10 protein-coding genes are annotated in these 15,837 nt (G+C 59.5%); 9 read left to right on the top strand and 1 reads right to left on the bottom strand.

Annotated elements, in window-relative coordinates:
* The first annotated feature begins 224 nt into the window (after positions 1 to 224).
* From MKZ79_RS01130 to trhP, 7 genes are all read left to right on the top strand, one after another.
* Positions 225 to 1,448, top strand: a complete 1,224-nt coding sequence (locus tag MKZ79_RS01130) for an MdtA/MuxA family multidrug efflux RND transporter periplasmic adaptor subunit (RefSeq protein WP_336139380.1) — start codon at positions 225 to 227, stop codon at positions 1,446 to 1,448.
* Positions 1,448 to 4,567 carry an MdtB/MuxB family multidrug efflux RND transporter permease subunit gene (locus tag MKZ79_RS01125; RefSeq protein WP_336139376.1) on the top strand — a complete coding sequence of 1,040 codons (3,120 nt, stop codon included), beginning with the start codon at positions 1,448 to 1,450 and terminating at the stop codon, positions 4,565 to 4,567. Before MKZ79_RS01130 ends, MKZ79_RS01125 begins: the two co-directional genes overlap by 1 nt.
* On the top strand, positions 4,564 to 7,641 hold the full coding sequence (gene mdtC, locus MKZ79_RS01120) for a multidrug efflux RND transporter permease subunit MdtC (protein ID WP_336139373.1): 3,078 nt from the start codon (positions 4,564 to 4,566) through the stop codon (positions 7,639 to 7,641). The genes MKZ79_RS01125 and mdtC overlap by 4 nt, the downstream gene beginning before the upstream one ends.
* Positions 7,641 to 9,044 (top strand): multidrug transporter subunit MdtD, encoded by a 1,404-nt coding sequence (gene mdtD / locus MKZ79_RS01115; protein ID WP_336139371.1) that lies wholly within the window; start codon positions 7,641 to 7,643, stop codon positions 9,042 to 9,044. The genes mdtC and mdtD overlap by 1 nt, the downstream gene beginning before the upstream one ends.
* Positions 9,045 to 10,436 (top strand): two-component system sensor histidine kinase BaeS, encoded by a 1,392-nt coding sequence (baeS, locus tag MKZ79_RS01110; RefSeq protein ID WP_336139369.1) that lies wholly within the window; start codon positions 9,045 to 9,047, stop codon positions 10,434 to 10,436. It begins immediately after the preceding gene.
* A 26-nt stretch (positions 10,437 to 10,462) separates the two neighbouring features.
* Positions 10,463 to 11,170 carry a two-component system response regulator BaeR gene (baeR, locus tag MKZ79_RS01105; protein WP_336139367.1) on the top strand — a complete coding sequence of 236 codons (708 nt, stop codon included), beginning with the start codon at positions 10,463 to 10,465 and terminating at the stop codon, positions 11,168 to 11,170.
* Positions 11,171 to 11,263: 93 nt separating this feature from the next.
* Positions 11,264 to 12,604 (top strand): prephenate-dependent tRNA uridine(34) hydroxylase TrhP, encoded by a 1,341-nt coding sequence (trhP, locus tag MKZ79_RS01100; RefSeq protein WP_336139366.1) that lies wholly within the window; start codon positions 11,264 to 11,266, stop codon positions 12,602 to 12,604.
* A gap of 236 nt (positions 12,605 to 12,840) precedes the next feature.
* Here trhP and nadS read toward each other — a convergent pair whose 3' ends face one another.
* On the bottom strand, positions 12,841 to 13,125 hold the full coding sequence (gene nadS, locus MKZ79_RS01095) for a NadS family protein (RefSeq protein WP_336139364.1): 285 nt from the start codon (positions 13,123 to 13,125) through the stop codon (positions 12,841 to 12,843).
* Between the two features lie 262 nt (positions 13,126 to 13,387).
* Between nadS and yegS the strand changes: the two genes are divergently transcribed.
* Positions 13,388 to 14,290, top strand: coding sequence for a lipid kinase YegS (gene yegS / locus MKZ79_RS01090; RefSeq protein ID WP_336139363.1), 903 nt, complete (start codon positions 13,388 to 13,390; stop codon positions 14,288 to 14,290).
* A gap of 330 nt (positions 14,291 to 14,620) precedes the next feature.
* Entirely contained in the window at positions 14,621 to 15,835 is a 1,215-nt protein-coding gene (manD, locus tag MKZ79_RS01085) for a D-mannonate dehydratase ManD (RefSeq protein ID WP_336139361.1), read from the top strand.
* Positions 15,836 to 15,837: the final 2 nt, after the last annotated feature.

The following is a 15,837-nucleotide window of genomic DNA, read 5'->3' as shown; positions in this document are numbered from 1 at the left end:
TATTAGCTTAGCAAACATCCTGACGAGGAGCCTGTTGAGGCAAAGTAAAAGCATTACAAGGCATGAATACTTACACTTACTGAACGGTTATTCTTAATTCCTTCATTTTTATCATTGATAAACCCGTTAAAATTGAAAAATTAAGCGTCTTCGCCATCCGGCTTCCATAGTCTGTATGGCTCTTTGCCCGACGCTAACTTTGCTTCTGGAGAATTGATAACAGGATGAACACCCGGCGCCGTACTCAAATCACTCTTCTGGTGCTCGTCGCTCTCGCAGCGGGCGGAATCTACTGGTGGCACAGCCACGGCACGCAGCCTGCCCCAACACAAAAAACGGACTCTGCGCGCGCTAAGGGCGGCGGACGTCATGCGATGGGCGGCGCGCTGTCGCCGGTGCAGGCCGCCGCCGCCGCGCGCCAGAGCGTGCCGCAATATCTTACCGGGCTCGGCACCGTTGCCGCCGCTAATACCGTTACGCTGCGCAGCCGCGTGGATGGCGATCTGGTGGCGATCCACTTTACCGAAGGCCAACAGGTCAAAGCGGGCCAGCTGCTAGCGGAAATCGATCCCCGCCCATTTCAGGTGGCGCTGACCCAGGCTCAGGGCCAGCTGGCCAGAGATCAGGCGACGCTGGCCAATGCCCGTCGCGATCTGGCGAGGCTGGAGAAACTGGTGAAAACCAACCTGGTATCGCAACAGGAGCTGGATACACAGCGCGCGCTGGTCAGCGAAACCCTGGGCACGATTAAAGCGGACGAAGGCAGCGTCGCCAGCGCCCAGCTGAATCTGACCTACAGCCGCATTACCTCGCCCATCGACGGCCGTGTAGGCCTGCGTCAGGTCGATATCGGCAACTATGTCAGCAGCGGCGACAGCAACGGCATCGTGGTGATTACCCAGACGCATCCGGTAGAGCTGGTGTTCACGCTGCCGGAAAATCAGATCGAAACCCTGCTGAAAGCGCAAAAATCGGGACAGCCAATCCCGGTCGAAGCCTGGGATCGCAGCAATAAAACGCTGCTGGCTACCGGCAGGCTGCTGAGTATGGATAACCAAATCGACGTCACCACCGGCACTATCAAGGTCAAAGCGCAGTTCGCCAACGAAGACGATCGCCTCTTCCCGAATCAGTTCGTTAACGCCCGTCTGCAGGTCAACACGCTGCAGGACGCTATCGTTATCCCGGTCGCGGCGCTGCAGATGGGCAACGAGGGCCACTTTGTCTGGGTGGTCAACAGCGACAACAAGGTCAGCAAAAAAACCGTTACCGTTAGCGTGCAGGACAGCGAAAAAGCGATTATCGACGCCGGGCTGGACGAAGGCGAAAGCGTGGTCACCGACGGTATCGATCGCCTGACGGAAGGCGCCACGGTTGAAGTGGTCGCGCCGCAGTCCACGCCGCTCACCGGCAAGACGACGCCGCCCGCTAAAGGAGCGCGCCAGTAATGCAGGTGATGCCATCCACGCCGGGCGGCGGCCCTTCCCGCCTGTTTATTCTGCGTCCTGTAGCGACCACGCTGCTGATGATCGCCATCCTGCTGGCCGGTATTCTCGGCTATCGCTATCTGCCTGTTTCCGCGCTGCCGGAGGTCGACTACCCGACCATTCAGGTGGTGACGCTCTATCCCGGCGCCAGCCCGGATGTGATGACCTCGGCGGTCACCGCGCCGCTGGAGCGGCAGTTCGGCCAGATGTCGGGCTTAAAGCAGATGGCTTCGCAAAGCTCCGGCGGCGCCTCGGTGGTGACGCTGCAGTTTCAGCTGTCGCTGCCGCTGGACGTGGCCGAGCAGGAAGTGCAGGCCGCCATCAACGCGGCGACCAATCTGCTGCCTTCCGATCTGCCTAATCCGCCGGTTTACAGCAAGGTCAATCCTGCCGATCCGCCGATTATGACGCTGGCCGTCACCACCACCAGTATGCCGATGACTCAGGTGCAGGATATGGTGGAGACGCGCGTGGCGCAGAAAATTTCGCAGGTTTCCGGCGTCGGCCTGGTGACGCTGGCGGGCGGTCAGCGTCCTGCGGTGCGCGTGAAGCTGAACGCGCAGGCGCTCGCCTCGCTGGGCTTAACCAGCGAAACGGTGCGCACCGCCATCAGCAGCGCCAACGTCAACTCGGCGAAAGGCAGCCTGGACGGGCCGGAGCGCTCTATTACCCTTTCCGCCAACGATCAGATGAAGTCGGCAGAGGATTATCGTCAGCTGATTATCAGCTGGCAGAACGGCGCGCCGGTGCGCCTGCGCGACGTCGCCACCGTTGAGCAAGGCGCGGAAAACAGCTGGCTGGGCGCCTGGGCCAATCGCCAGCAGGCGATCGTGCTGAATATTCAGCGCCAGCCGGGCGCCAATATCATTACCACCGCCGACAGCATCCGCAAAATGCTTCCCGCGCTAACCGCCTCGCTGCCGAAATCGGTAGAGGTCAAGGTCCTTACCGATCGCACCACCAATATCCGCGCCTCGGTGCATGACGTGCAGTTTGAGCTGATGCTGGCGATTGCGCTGGTGGTGATGATCATTTACCTGTTTCTGCGCAACGTGCCGGCGACGATTATTCCGGCCGTGGCGGTGCCGCTGTCGCTGGTCGGCACCTTCGCCGTTATCTATTTCCTTGGCTTCTCCATCAATAACCTGACGCTGATGGCGCTGACCATCGCCACCGGTTTCGTGGTGGATGACGCCATCGTGGTGATCGAGAACATTTCGCGCTATATCGAAAAAGGCGAAAAGCCGCTGGCTGCGGCGCTGAAAGGCGCGGGCGAGATCGGCTTTACCATTATCTCACTCACCTTCTCGCTGATTGCGGTACTGATCCCGCTGCTGTTTATGGGGGATATCGTCGGCAGGCTGTTCCGCGAATTCGCCGTGACGCTGGCCATTTCGATTCTGATCTCCGCCGTGGTGTCGCTAACATTAACGCCGATGATGTGCGCGCGGATGCTCAGCGTGGAATCCCTGCGCAAACAAAACCGCTTTTCGCGCGCCAGCGAGGCGCTGTTCGATCGCGTTATCGCCGCCTATGGCCGCTTCCTGAAGCGCGTGCTCAACCATCCGTGGCTGACGCTGGGCGTGGCGCTCGGCACGCTGGCCATCACCATCCTGCTGTGGATTGCGATCCCGAAAGGCTTTTTCCCGCTGCAGGATAACGGCATTATCCAGGGTACGCTGCAGGCGCCGCAGTCGGTTTCCTGGCGCAACATGGCGCAGCGCCAGCAGCAGGTTGCCTCGATTATCATGAAAGATCCGGCGGTAGAGAGCCTGACCTCGTTCGTCGGCGTGGACGGCACCAATCCGGCGCTGAACAGCGGGCGGCTGCAGATTAACCTCAAGCCGCTGAGCGAGCGCGAGGATCGCATTCCGGCAGTGATTGAGCGCCTGCAGCAGTCTATCGCCAGCCTGCCCGGCATCGAGCTTTATCTGCAGCCGGTGCAGGATCTGACTATCGATACCCAGCTCAGCCGCACGCAGTACCAGTTTACGCTGCAGACCGGCTCGCTGGAGTCGCTGAGCCTGTGGGTACCGAAGCTTACCGAGGCGCTGAAGCAGCTGCCGCAGCTGAAGGACGTCAGCAGCGACTGGCAGGATCGGGGACTGGAAGCCTATATCAAGGTGGATCGCGATAACGCCAGCCGTCTCGGCATCAGCATGGCCGACGTCGATAACGCCCTTTATAACGCTTTTGGTCAGCGGCTGATCTCCACTATTTATACTCAGGCGAGCCAGTACCGCGTGGTGCTGGAAAACGATATCTCCGCCACGCCGGGCCTGGCCGCGCTGGAGTCCATTCGCCTGAACAGCACCGACGGCGGCAGCGTGCCGCTCAGCGCTATCGCCAGCGTCGAGCAGCGTCACGGCGCGCTAAGCATCAACCATCTGGATCAGTTCCCGTCGACCACCTTTTCCTTCAACGTCAGCGACGGCTATTCGCTGGAGGAAGCGGTCAACGCCATTACCCAGGCCGAACGGGATATGGCGATGCCGGCGGAAATCATGACCAAATTCCAGGGCAGCACGCTGGCGTTTCAGGCGGCGCTCTCCAGCACCGTCTGGCTGATCGTGGCCGCCGTAGTGGCGATGTATATCGTGCTGGGCGTGCTTTACGAGAGTTTTATTCACCCTATCACCATTCTCTCCACGCTGCCGACGGCGGGCGTCGGCGCGCTGCTGGCGCTGATGCTCAGCGGCAACGAGCTGGATGTGATCGCCATTATCGGCATTATCCTGCTGATCGGCATCGTGAAGAAAAACGCCATCATGATGATCGACTTTGCGCTGGCGGCGGAGCGCGAACAGGGCATGGCGCCATACGAGGCGATCTACCAGGCCTGTCTGCTGCGCTTCCGCCCTATTCTGATGACCACGCTGGCGGCGCTGCTGGGCGCGCTGCCGCTGATGCTCAGTACCGGCGTCGGCGCCGAGCTGCGCCGTCCGCTGGGCGTGGCGATGGTGGGCGGCCTGATCGTCAGCCAGGTGCTGACGCTGTTCACCACGCCGGTCATCTACCTGCTGTTTGACCGCCTGGCGCACGCCACACGCCGTCGTTTGCTGGCAAAGGAGGCTGAGTGAAATTTTTCGCGCTGTTTATTCACCGGCCGGTCGCCACTATTCTGCTGACCATCGCCATCGCGCTGGCGGGCGTGCTGAGCTTTCGCCTGCTGCCGGTGGCGCCGCTGCCGCAGGTCGATTTCCCGGTCATCCTGATCTCCGCCTCGCTGCCCGGCGCCTCGCCGGAGACGATGGCTTCGTCGGTGGCTACGCCGCTGGAGCGCTCGCTGGGCCGTATCGCGGGCGTCAGCGAAATGACCTCTACCAGCTCGCTGGGCAGCACGCGCATTATCCTGGTGTTTGATTACGACCGCGACATCAACGGCGCGGCGCGCGACGTGCAGGGCGCGATCAATGCGGCGCAAAGCCTGCTGCCGACGGGCATGCCGAGCCGGCCGACCTGGCGTAAAATCAATCCTTCCGACGCGCCGATTATGATTATGACGCTGACCTCGGACGCCTGGTCGCAGGGCGATCTCTACGACTACGCCTCAACCCAGCTGGCGCAGAAGCTGGCGCAGATCGAAGGCGTCGGCGACGTTTCCGTGGGCGGCAGCTCGCTGCCCGCCGTGCGCGTGGATCTCAATCCGCAGGCGCTGTTCAACCAGGGCGTGTCGCTGGACGCGGTGCGCACGGCCATCAGCAACGCCAATCAGCGCAGGCCGCAGGGCGCGATTGAAGACGAACAGCATCGCTGGCAGATTAAAACCAACGACGAGCTGAAAACGGCGGCGGAGTATCAGCCGCTGATCGTCCACTATAACAACGGCGCGGCGGTACGCCTGCAGGATGTCGCCAACGTCACGGATTCGGTACAGGACGTGCGTAACGCCGGGATGGCCAACGCCAAACCGGCGATCCTGCTGATGATCCGCAAGCTGCCGGAAGCGAATATTATCGATACCGTCGATCGCATTCGTGCGGCGGTGCCGGAGCTGCGCAACAGCATTCCGGCCTCTATCCAGCTGGATGTCGCCCAGGATCGCTCGCCCACGATCCGCGCTTCGCTGGCCGAGGTGGAGCAGTCGCTGGTGATTTCCGTCGGGCTGGTGATCCTGGTGGTGTTTATCTTCCTGCGTTCGGGACGCGCTACGCTAATCCCCGCTGTAGCCGTACCGGTGTCGCTGATCGGCACCTTCGCCGCCATGTATCTGTGCGGCTTCAGCCTCAATAACCTCTCGCTGATGGCGCTGACGGTGGCGACGGGCTTTGTGGTCGACGACGCCATCGTGGTGCTGGAGAATATTTCCCGCCATGTAGAAGCGGGCATGAAACCAATTCAGGCCGCGCTGCAGGGCACGCGCGAAGTCGGCTTTACCGTGTTGTCGATGAGTCTGTCGCTGGTGGCGGTGTTTCTGCCGCTGCTGATGCTCGGCGGGCTGATTGGCCGCTTCTTCCGCGAGTTCGCCGTAACGCTTTCCGTCTCTATCCTTATCTCGCTGCTGATCTCCATCACGCTGACGCCGATGATGTGCGGCCGACTGCTGAAGGCGCACGCCAAACGCGAGCAGCCGCGCCTGCGCGGTTTCGGCCGCGTGCTGACAGGGATCCAGCGCGGCTATGGACGTTCGCTTAACTGGGTGTTGAATCACTCGCGCTGGACGCTGCTGCTGTTTATCGCCACCATCGGCCTGACCATGTATCTCTACGTGGTGGTGCCGAAAACCTTTATGCCTGAACAGGATACCGGCAGGCTGATGGGCTTTATCCAGGCCGATCAGAGCATCTCCTTCCAGTCGATGCGCGGCAAGCTGGAAGACTTTATGAAAATCGTCCGCGACGATCCGGCAGTGGAGAGCGTGGTCGGCTTTACCGGCGGCTCCCGCACCAATAGCGGCTCGATGTTTATCTCGCTCAAGCCGCTTAGCGAACGCAGCGACAGCGCTCAGGCGGTTATTGCCCGGCTGCGCGTTAAGCTGGCGAAAGAGCCGGGCGCCAATCTGTTTCTGATGGCGGTGCAGGATTTGCGGGCCGGCGGACGCGAATCCAACGCGGGTTACCAGTACACGCTGCTGTCGGACGATCTGGACGACCTGCGCGCCTGGGAGCCGAAAATCCGCCAGGCCTTTGCCGCCCTGCCAGAGCTGGCGGACGTCAACTCCGATCAGCAGGACAAAGGATCGGAAATGGCGCTGGTCTACGACCGCACGCGTATGGCGCAGCTGGGGATCAACGTTTCCGAAGCCAACAGCCTGCTGAACAACGCCTTTGGCCAGCGACAGATTTCCACCATCTACCAGCCGCTGAATCAGTACAAAGTGGTGATGGAGGTTGACCCTCGCTACACCCAGGACATCAGCTCGCTGGATTTGATGTACGTGATTAATAACGAAGGCAAAGCGATCCCGCTTTCCGGCTTCGCGAAGTGGCAACCAGCCAACGCGCCGCTGTCGGTTAACCATCAGGGGCTTTCCGCCGCCTCGACCATTTCGTTTAACCTGCCGGAAGGCGTGTCGCTTTCCCAGGCTTCCGATGCCATTGAACGCAGCATGACCGCGCTGGGCGTGCCTTCCAGCGTGCGCGGCAGCTTCGCCGGCACGGCGCAGATATTCCAGGAGACGCAAAGCAGCCAGCTGTGGCTGATCCTGGCAGCGATTGCCACCGTCTATATCGTGCTCGGCATCCTGTATGAAAGCTATGTGCATCCGCTGACTATCCTCTCAACCCTGCCTTCGGCGGGCGTGGGCGCGCTGCTGGCGCTGGAGCTGTTCGGCGCGCCCTTCTCGCTGATTGCGCTGATCGGTATTCTGCTGCTGATCGGCATCGTGAAAAAGAACGCCATTATGATGGTCGATTTCGCGCTGGACGCGCAGCGCAACGGCAATCTCAGCGCGCGCGAGGCGATCTTCCAGGCAAGCCTGCTGCGCTTTCGGCCGATTATGATGACCACGCTGGCGGCGCTGCTGGGGGCGCTGCCGCTGGTGCTGACTTCGGGCGACGGCGCGGAGCTGCGCCAGCCGCTGGGGATCACTATCGTCGGCGGCCTGGTGATGAGCCAGCTACTGACGCTCTACACCACGCCGGTGATTTATCTCTATATGGATAAGCTGCGCAGAAAACCCCGCGTGCGGGCGGGCGAAGAGGCGACGGGCTGATGAACGCGCTTTCGCCCGGCGTGCGCTGGCAGCTGTGGATTGTGGCTTTCGGCTTCTTTATGCAGTCGCTGGACACCACTATCGTTAATACCGCGCTGCCCGCGATGGCGCACAGCCTCGGCCAGAATCCGCTGCATATGCATTCGGTGGTGGTTTCCTACGTGCTGACCGTCGCGGTGATGCTGCCGGTCAGCGGCTGGCTGGCCGATCGCTTCGGCGTGCGCAATATCTTTTTTAGCGCCATCGTGCTGTTCAGCCTCGGCTCGCTGTTTTGCGCCCTCTCCGCCACGCTCGATCAGCTGATCGCCTCGCGCGTGCTGCAGGGGATCGGCGGCGCGATGATGGTGCCGGTCGGCAGGCTGACGGTGATGAAGCTGGTGCCGCGCACGCAGTATATGGCGGCGATGACCTTTGTCACGCTGCCGGGCCAGGTCGGGCCGCTGCTCGGGCCAGTGCTGGGCGGCGTATTGGTTCAGTACGCCAGCTGGCACTGGATCTTTTTGATCAACCTGCCGGTCGGCCTGGCGGGCGCAACGGCGACGCTGCTGCTGATGCCCGATTTGCGGCTGCCGCGCCGCCGCTTCGATTTTCGCGGCTTTCTGCTGCTGGCCACAGGCATGGCGACGCTGACGCTGGCGCTTGACGGCTCGCGCGTGACGGGCCTGTCGCCACTGCTGCTGTGCCTGTTTATCCTGGCTGGCGTCTTTTCTCTACTCTCCTATCTGTTTTACGCTCGCGCCAATGACGACGCGCTGTTCAGCCTGAAGCTGTTTGCTAATCCTGTCTACGCCATCGGGCTGCTGGGCAGCCTTACCGGCCGTATCGGCAGCGGCATGCTGCCTTTTATGACGCCGATTTTTCTGCAGGTTGGCCTGGGCTATACGCCGCTTCACGCCGGGTTGATGATGATCCCGATGGTGCTGGGCAACATGGGCATGAAGCGTATCGTAGTGCAGATTGTCAACCGCTTCGGCTATCGCCACGTGCTGGTCGGCGCCACCGTCGCGCTTGCGCTGGTGGTGCTGCTGTTTCCGGTCGTGGCGCTGCTCGGCTGGGCCTGGCTGCTGCCGCTGGTGCTGTTTTTACAGGGCATGGTCAACGCCATTCGCTTCTCGGCAATGAACACGCTGACGTTGAAAGCATTGCCGGACGAGTTGGCCAGCAGCGGCAACAGCCTGCTGTCGATGGTGATGCAGCTGTCGATGAGCGTCGGCGTTACCCTCGCCGGTTTGCTGCTGGGCGCCTTTGGCCAGCAGGCGCAGCCTGACGGCCTGCCGCAGCAGGCCTTTATTTACACCTATATCTGTATGGCGGCCGTGATTATTTTGCCGGCGCTGATATTTCGCCACGTTCCCCCTGATTCCACGAAAAATGCGCTGCCGAGCCGTCGGAGAAAGCCCTGAATGTTTGCAAAATTACGAATCGGCATCACCGCCAAACTCTTTATCGCCATCTTTTCCACCTGCATGTTAGTGCTGATCACCATGCACTGGGGCGTCCGCCTCAGCTTTGAGCACGGCTTTATCGACTACATCAAAAAAGGCAATGAGCAGCGGCTCGGGTTACTGAGCGACGCGCTGGCTGAACAGTACGAGCAGCACGGCAACTGGGATTTTTTGCGCCATAACAACAAGCTGGTGTTTCAAATCCTGCATTCGCTAGAGCAGAATCCCGACGCTAACAGTCAGCTGCCGCCGCACGGCTGGCGCACGCAGTTCTGGATTATCGATCAGCAGTACCGCGTGATGATGGGGCCGCGCGCGCCGGTGCCGCAGGAAGGCAGCCGCCGCAGTATTACCACCAGCAGCGGCCATATCGTGGGCTGGGTCATTGGCTCGCCGCCGGAAAGACTGACCCGCAGCGCCGATATCAATTTCGACCAGCAGCAGAAACGCACCAGCTGGATTATCGTCGGTCTGACTATGCTGATGGCGGCGCTGGTCACCTGGCTGATGTCGCGCGGCCTGCTGGCGCCGGTAAAAAGGCTGGTGGAAGGCACGCATCATCTGGCCGCCGGCAATTTCACCACCCGCGTGCAGGCCAATAATCGCGACGAGCTGGGACGGCTTGGGCAGGATTTCAACCGGCTGGCCAGCACGCTGGAGAAAAACGAGAGTATGCGGCGCGCTTTTATGGCTGATATTTCCCATGAGCTGCGCACGCCGCTGGCAATCCTGCGCGGCGAGCTGGAGGCAATCCAGGACGGCGTGCGCAAGCTGACGCCGGAATCGATTATTTCTCTGCAGGGCGAAGTGGCGACCCTGACCAAACTGGTGGACGATGTTCATCAACTTTCGCTCTCCGATGAAGGCGCGCTGGCCTATCGCCGCAGCGATATCGACCTGGTGCCGCTGCTGGAGATAGTGGCGGCCAACTTTATCGCGCGCTACCAGAGCCGCGAACTGACTTTGCAGCTGCGCCTGCCCGATTCGGCGCCGCTGTTCGGCGATCCGGATCGCCTGATGCAGCTGTTCACCAATCTGATGGAAAACAGCCTGCGCTATACCGATGCGGGCGGCGGACTGACCGTTACGCTGCGCGCGGAACAGGACCAGACAATAATCTGGTTTGAGGACAGCGCGCCAGGCATTACCGATGAGCAGCGCGAGCAGATTTTTGAGCGTTTTTACCGCGCGGAAAGCTCGCGCAACCGCGCCAGCGGCGGTTCAGGTCTGGGCCTGGCGATTTGCCAGAACATCGTGGCGGCGCACGAAGGCACCATCAAAGCGGATCACTCTGATGCCGGCGGACTTAAAATTACGGTACACTTACCCGCAAGATTAATCCGGGCGTAATTCGCCCGCTTGCAAAGAAGAGTGCCATGAATCAGGAACCGCTCAGCCCGCTCATTCTGGTGGTGGAAGATGAACCCAGGCTCGGTCAACTGCTGGTCGACTATCTGCAGGCCGCCAACTATCGAACCCACCATTTGCTGCGCGGCGACGAGGTGCTGGACTGGATCCGGCAGACGCCGCCGGATTTAATGCTGCTGGATCTGATGCTGCCGGGCGTGGACGGTCTGACGCTGTGCCGCGAGCTGCGTCGCTTCTCCGAGCTGCCGGTCATTATGGTCACCGCCAGAATCGAGGAGATCGACCGCCTGCTGGGGCTGGAGATCGGCGCCGACGACTATATCTGCAAACCGTTCAGCCCGCGCGAAGTGGTCGCGAGGGTAAAAACTATTCTTAAGCGCTGTAAGCGCACGCCGGAAGAGGCGCAGAAGGCTTCGCTGCTGGTGGTTGACGAAGCGCGGTTCCAGGCCAGCTGGGACAATACGCCGCTGGAGCTGACGCCCGCCGAGTTTCGCCTGCTGAAAACGCTGGCGCAGGAGCCGGGCAAGGTTTTCTCTCGCGAAATGCTGCTTAACCATCTTTATGACGACTATCGCGTGGTGACCGATCGCACCATCGACAGCCATATCAAAAACCTGCGTCGTAAGCTGGAGGCGCTGGATGCGGACCAGCCCTTTATCCGCGCGGTCTACGGCATGGGCTATCGCTGGGAAGCGGACGTGTGCCGTTTGATCTAGCGCAATTTACATTCCCCGCTTCAGCTTTTACAATCCCCGCACATTTTGTAAGGCCGCCGGTCGCCGCGGCCTTATGTCAGGATTGAGACCCCCATGTTTAAACCAGAACTGCTTTCTCCCGCGGGCACGCTGAAAAATATGCGTTACGCCTTCGCCTATGGTGCGGACGCCGTCTATGCCGGCCAGCCCCGCTATAGCCTGCGCGTGCGTAATAATGAGTTTAACCACGAAAATCTGGCTATCGGCATCAACGAAGCCCACGCGCAGGGAAAGCGATTCTATGTGGTAGTGAATATCGCGCCGCATAACGCCAAGCTGAAAACCTTTATCCGCGACCTGACGCCGGTGGTGGCGATGGGGCCGGACGCGCTGATCATGTCCGATCCGGGCCTGATTATGATGGTGCGCGAGGCTTTTCCGGAGATGGAGATTCATCTTTCCGTGCAGGCCAACGCGGTAAACTGGGCTACCGTGCGCTTCTGGCAGCAGATGGGGCTGTCGCGCGTGATCCTCTCTCGCGAGCTGTCGCTGGAGGAGATCGCCGAAATCCGCGAGCGCGTACCGGAAATCGAACTGGAAATTTTTGTTCATGGCGCGCTTTGTATGGCCTATTCCGGCCGCTGTCTGCTTTCCGGTTATATCAACAAGCGCGACCCGAATCAGGGTACCTGCACCAACGCCTGCCGCTGGGAGTACAAGGTGCAGGAAGGCAAGGAGGATGAAATCGGCAATATCGTCCACCAGCATCAGCCGATCCCGGTGACCAATATTGAGCCGACGCTGGGCGTGGGTCAGCCGACCGACAAAGTATTTATGCTGGAAGAGTCGATGCGACCGGGCGAATATATGACCGCCTTCGAGGACGAGCACGGCACCTACATCATGAACTCCAAAGATCTGCGCGCGGTGGCGCACGTGGAGCAATTGACCAAAATGGGCGTGCATTCCCTGAAGATTGAAGGCCGCACCAAGTCGCATTACTACTGCGCCCGCACGGCCCAGGTCTATCGCCGTGCCATTGACGACGCCGCCGCAGGCAAACCTTTCGATCCTTCGCTGCTGGAAACGCTGGAAGGCCTTGCCCATCGCGGCTATACCGAAGGCTTTTTACGCCGTCATACCCACGACAGCTACCAGACCTACGATCGCAGCTTTTCCGCTTCCGATCGCCAGCAGTTTGTCGGCGAGTTTACCGGCGAACGGCGCGGCGGGATGGCGCTGGTCGAGGTGAAGAATAAGTTCAGCGTCGGCGACAGCATGGAGCTGATAACGCCTGCGGGCAATATTCACTTTCAGCTGGAGAGCATGGAAAACGCGAAGCTGCAGCCTGCCGAAGTCGCGCCAGGCAACGGGCATTTTGTCTGGATCCCGGTGCCGGAGGATATCGATCTCGCCTGGGCTTTGCTGATGCGAAACCTCCCCGGCAGCGAATAAAACGGCGCGGGAAAGTTTCCTGACGTAACTTTTAGAATACCATCACATTCCCGGCTCTCATTTACCGCTATGATGCGCGGGCGCCGAATGAAAAATTCCAAACAGCATTTTGTTTTACCACCTCCTGGCCCGCCGGTTCGCCGCGCGGGCCTTTCTTTTTTCGACAGGCGCCGTTAATTATCATCCATGCAACGCCTTGATCGATTGGCAGGTTTACGCTGGACAGATAAATCAATTTAGTGAGCAGCTAACGCATAGAAAAAAGCTGGATTAGCCTGAATGGTCGCCAACACTTTCGCAGCCAGCCCCGTAGGGTTTCTTCTTTTTGACTCCCAGCTTTTAATGGTATCAATGCTGGTTCCCAGCGCCTTAGCCATTTCGCTCTGGGAAATATTTAGCTGTTCCCGTATCGCCCGCACGTCGGCAATTTCATAACGGGTGACTCTGGCTGACGCTTTTGAGCCTTTCTTAATCTCTACAGCCTCTTCCAGAGAAGTTTTAAGATCGTCAAAGAAACTCATTTCACACCTCGTTTCGCAGTATGTTAGTCAGTTTTTTTAGTTCAGCTTTTTCAGCTTCCGTCAGGCTGTCTTTAACATTTTTGGGGTACTGTGTACACCAATTTTTTTTATCTCCGTCTGCTTGCTGAATACCGCAGCTTTCTTTGCGTGTCATCCTTTTCAGCACTGTGGGAGCCTGGTGTCCCTTCTTTTTTTCCACTCTTAATTGAATATGCTATAACTGAAGCACTTTCGGCCAAGGCCAATCTGACAGGGCAAGAAGATGGAGCAACATTCACTGACGCTGGCGATCCTTAACGGTAAAGGCGCAGGCAATGAAGAGCTGCGCGAGGCGATTCTGAAGCTGCGCGAAGAAGGAATGTCAATTGAGGTTCGCGTCACCTGGGAGCAGGGCGACGGCGAGCGCTTTGTGAAAGAGGCCGTGGCGCTGGGCGCGGCAACTGTGATAGCGGGCGGCGGCGACGGCACTATTAACGAGATCGCCACTGCGCTGGCCGGCGTGGAAACCGCTCAACGTCCGGTGCTGGGTATTATTCCGCTCGGCACCGCCAACGATTTCGCCACCAGCGCAGGCATTCCTGAAGAGATGGAGCACGCGCTGCGCCTGGCGATAGTCGGTAAAGCCACCGCCGTCGATCTGGCCCGGGTGAATCAGGATCGCTACTTTATCAATATGGCGACCGGCGGATTCGGCACGCGCATTACCACCGAAACGCCGGAAAAGCTGAAGTCGGCGCTGGGCGGCGTCTCCTATCTGATCCACGGCCTGCTGCGCATGGATACGCTGAAGGCGGACAGCTGCGAACTGCGTGGTCCAGACTTCAGCTGGCAGGGCGACGCGCTGGTAATCGGTATCGGCAACGGTCGTCAGGCGGGCGGCGGTCAGCGGCTCTGTCCGACGGCACTGATCGACGATGGCAAGCTGGAACTGACCATCGTCACCTCTAAGGAAATATTGCCGACGCTGTTTAACTCGCTGACCGGCGGCGATGATGAAAACCCGAATATTATTCGCGCCTCGTTGCCGTGGCTGGAAATCACTTCACCGAATGAGATGGTGTTTAATCTCGACGGCGAGCCGCTGCGCGGCGACGCTTTCCGTATTGAGATCCTGCCTGCAGCTTTGAGCTGCCGTCTGCCGCCTTCCTGCGAGCTGCTGGCCTGAATCTCGGGGCCGCCCGGCCCCGGCTTTCTTTTTTCAGCTTATGGTTTTTGGCCGTAACTTTCACCTCGCTATCTGACAACCTGCCTTTCATCCTCTCAGCGCCTGAAAGATCTTATGCCCATAGTCTGAGAGCTGAAACCCGTACCTGATCCCGCTTTAACTCCCTCCCTGCCCCTAAATTTGTCGCCGCCGCGCGGCGAAAAGCGAGCGCCCTGCATGGCTCACGCCGTTTTTACAATGTGATCCCTGTCTAAAATCCACCGCAGACTACTTGTATGGTAGTACGACAGTGCGTATTTTTTCCCCATTCTCTTCACCAGGATGACAGGAATGAAAATCGTAAAAGCCGAAGTCTTTGTAACCTGCCCAGGCAGAAACTTTGTCACAGTTAAGATCACTACCGATCAGGGTCTGACCGGTATCGGCGACGCCACGCTGAACGGACGCGAGCTGCCGGTCGCCTCGTATCTGAAAGATCATCTTTGCCCGCAACTGATCGGCCGTAACGCGCATCAAATCGAAGATATCTGGCAATATTTCTATAAGGGCGCCTACTGGCGTCGCGGCCCGGTAACGATGTCCGCCATCTCCGCCATCGATCAGGCGCTGTGGGATATCAAAGGGAAAGCGGCCAATATGCCGGTTTATCAGCTGCTGGGCGGCGCCTCGCGCGAAGGCGTGATGGTTTATTGCCACACTACCGGCCACAGCATCGACGAAGTGATGGACGACTACGCGAAGCACAAAGAGATGGGCTTTAAAGCCATTCGCGCCCAGTGCGGCGTGCCGGGCATGAAGACCACTTACGGTATGGCGAAAGGCAAAGGCCAGGCCTATGAACCGGCCACCAAAGGCGACTGGCCGGAAGAGCAGCTCTGGTCAACGGAAAAATATCTCGATTTCACGCCTAAATTGTTCGCCGCGATCCGCGATAAATTCGGCTTCAATGAGCATCTGCTGCACGATATGCACCATCGCCTGACGCCGATTGAAGCCGCCCGCTTCGGGAAAAGCGTGGAGGAATACCGTTTGTTCTGGATGGAAGATCCGACGCCTGCCGAAAATCAGGAGTGCTTCCGTCTGATCCGTCAGCATACCGTGACGCCGATTGCGGTCGGCGAGGTGTTCAACAGCATCTGGGACTGCAAGCAGCTGATCGAAGAGCAGCTCATCGACTATATCCGCACCACCATTACCCACGCGGGCGGCATCACCGGTATGCGCCGCATCGCCGATTTCGCCTCGCTCTATCAGGTTCGCACTGGCTCGCACGGCCCTTCCGATCTCTCGCCAATCTGCATGGCGGCCGCGCTGCACTTTGACCTTTGGGTGCCTAATTTCGGCGTGCAGGAATATATGGGCTACTCCGCGCAGATGATGGAGGTTTTCCAGCACAGCTGGACTTTTGAAGATGGCTATATGCATCCGGGCGACAAGCCTGGCCTGGGTATCGAATTCGACGAAAAGCTGGCGGCGAAATATCCCTATGAACCCGCTTATCTGCCTGTAGCTCGTCTGGAAGACGGCACCTTGTGGAACTGGTAAGG

The organism is Erwinia sp. CGal63 (assembly GCF_037026505.1).
Taxonomy (GTDB): Bacteria; Pseudomonadota; Gammaproteobacteria; order Enterobacterales; family Enterobacteriaceae; genus Erwinia.
The sequence above is the reverse complement of the archived record's forward strand: the minus strand, read 5'-3'. Positions and strand labels throughout refer to the sequence as shown.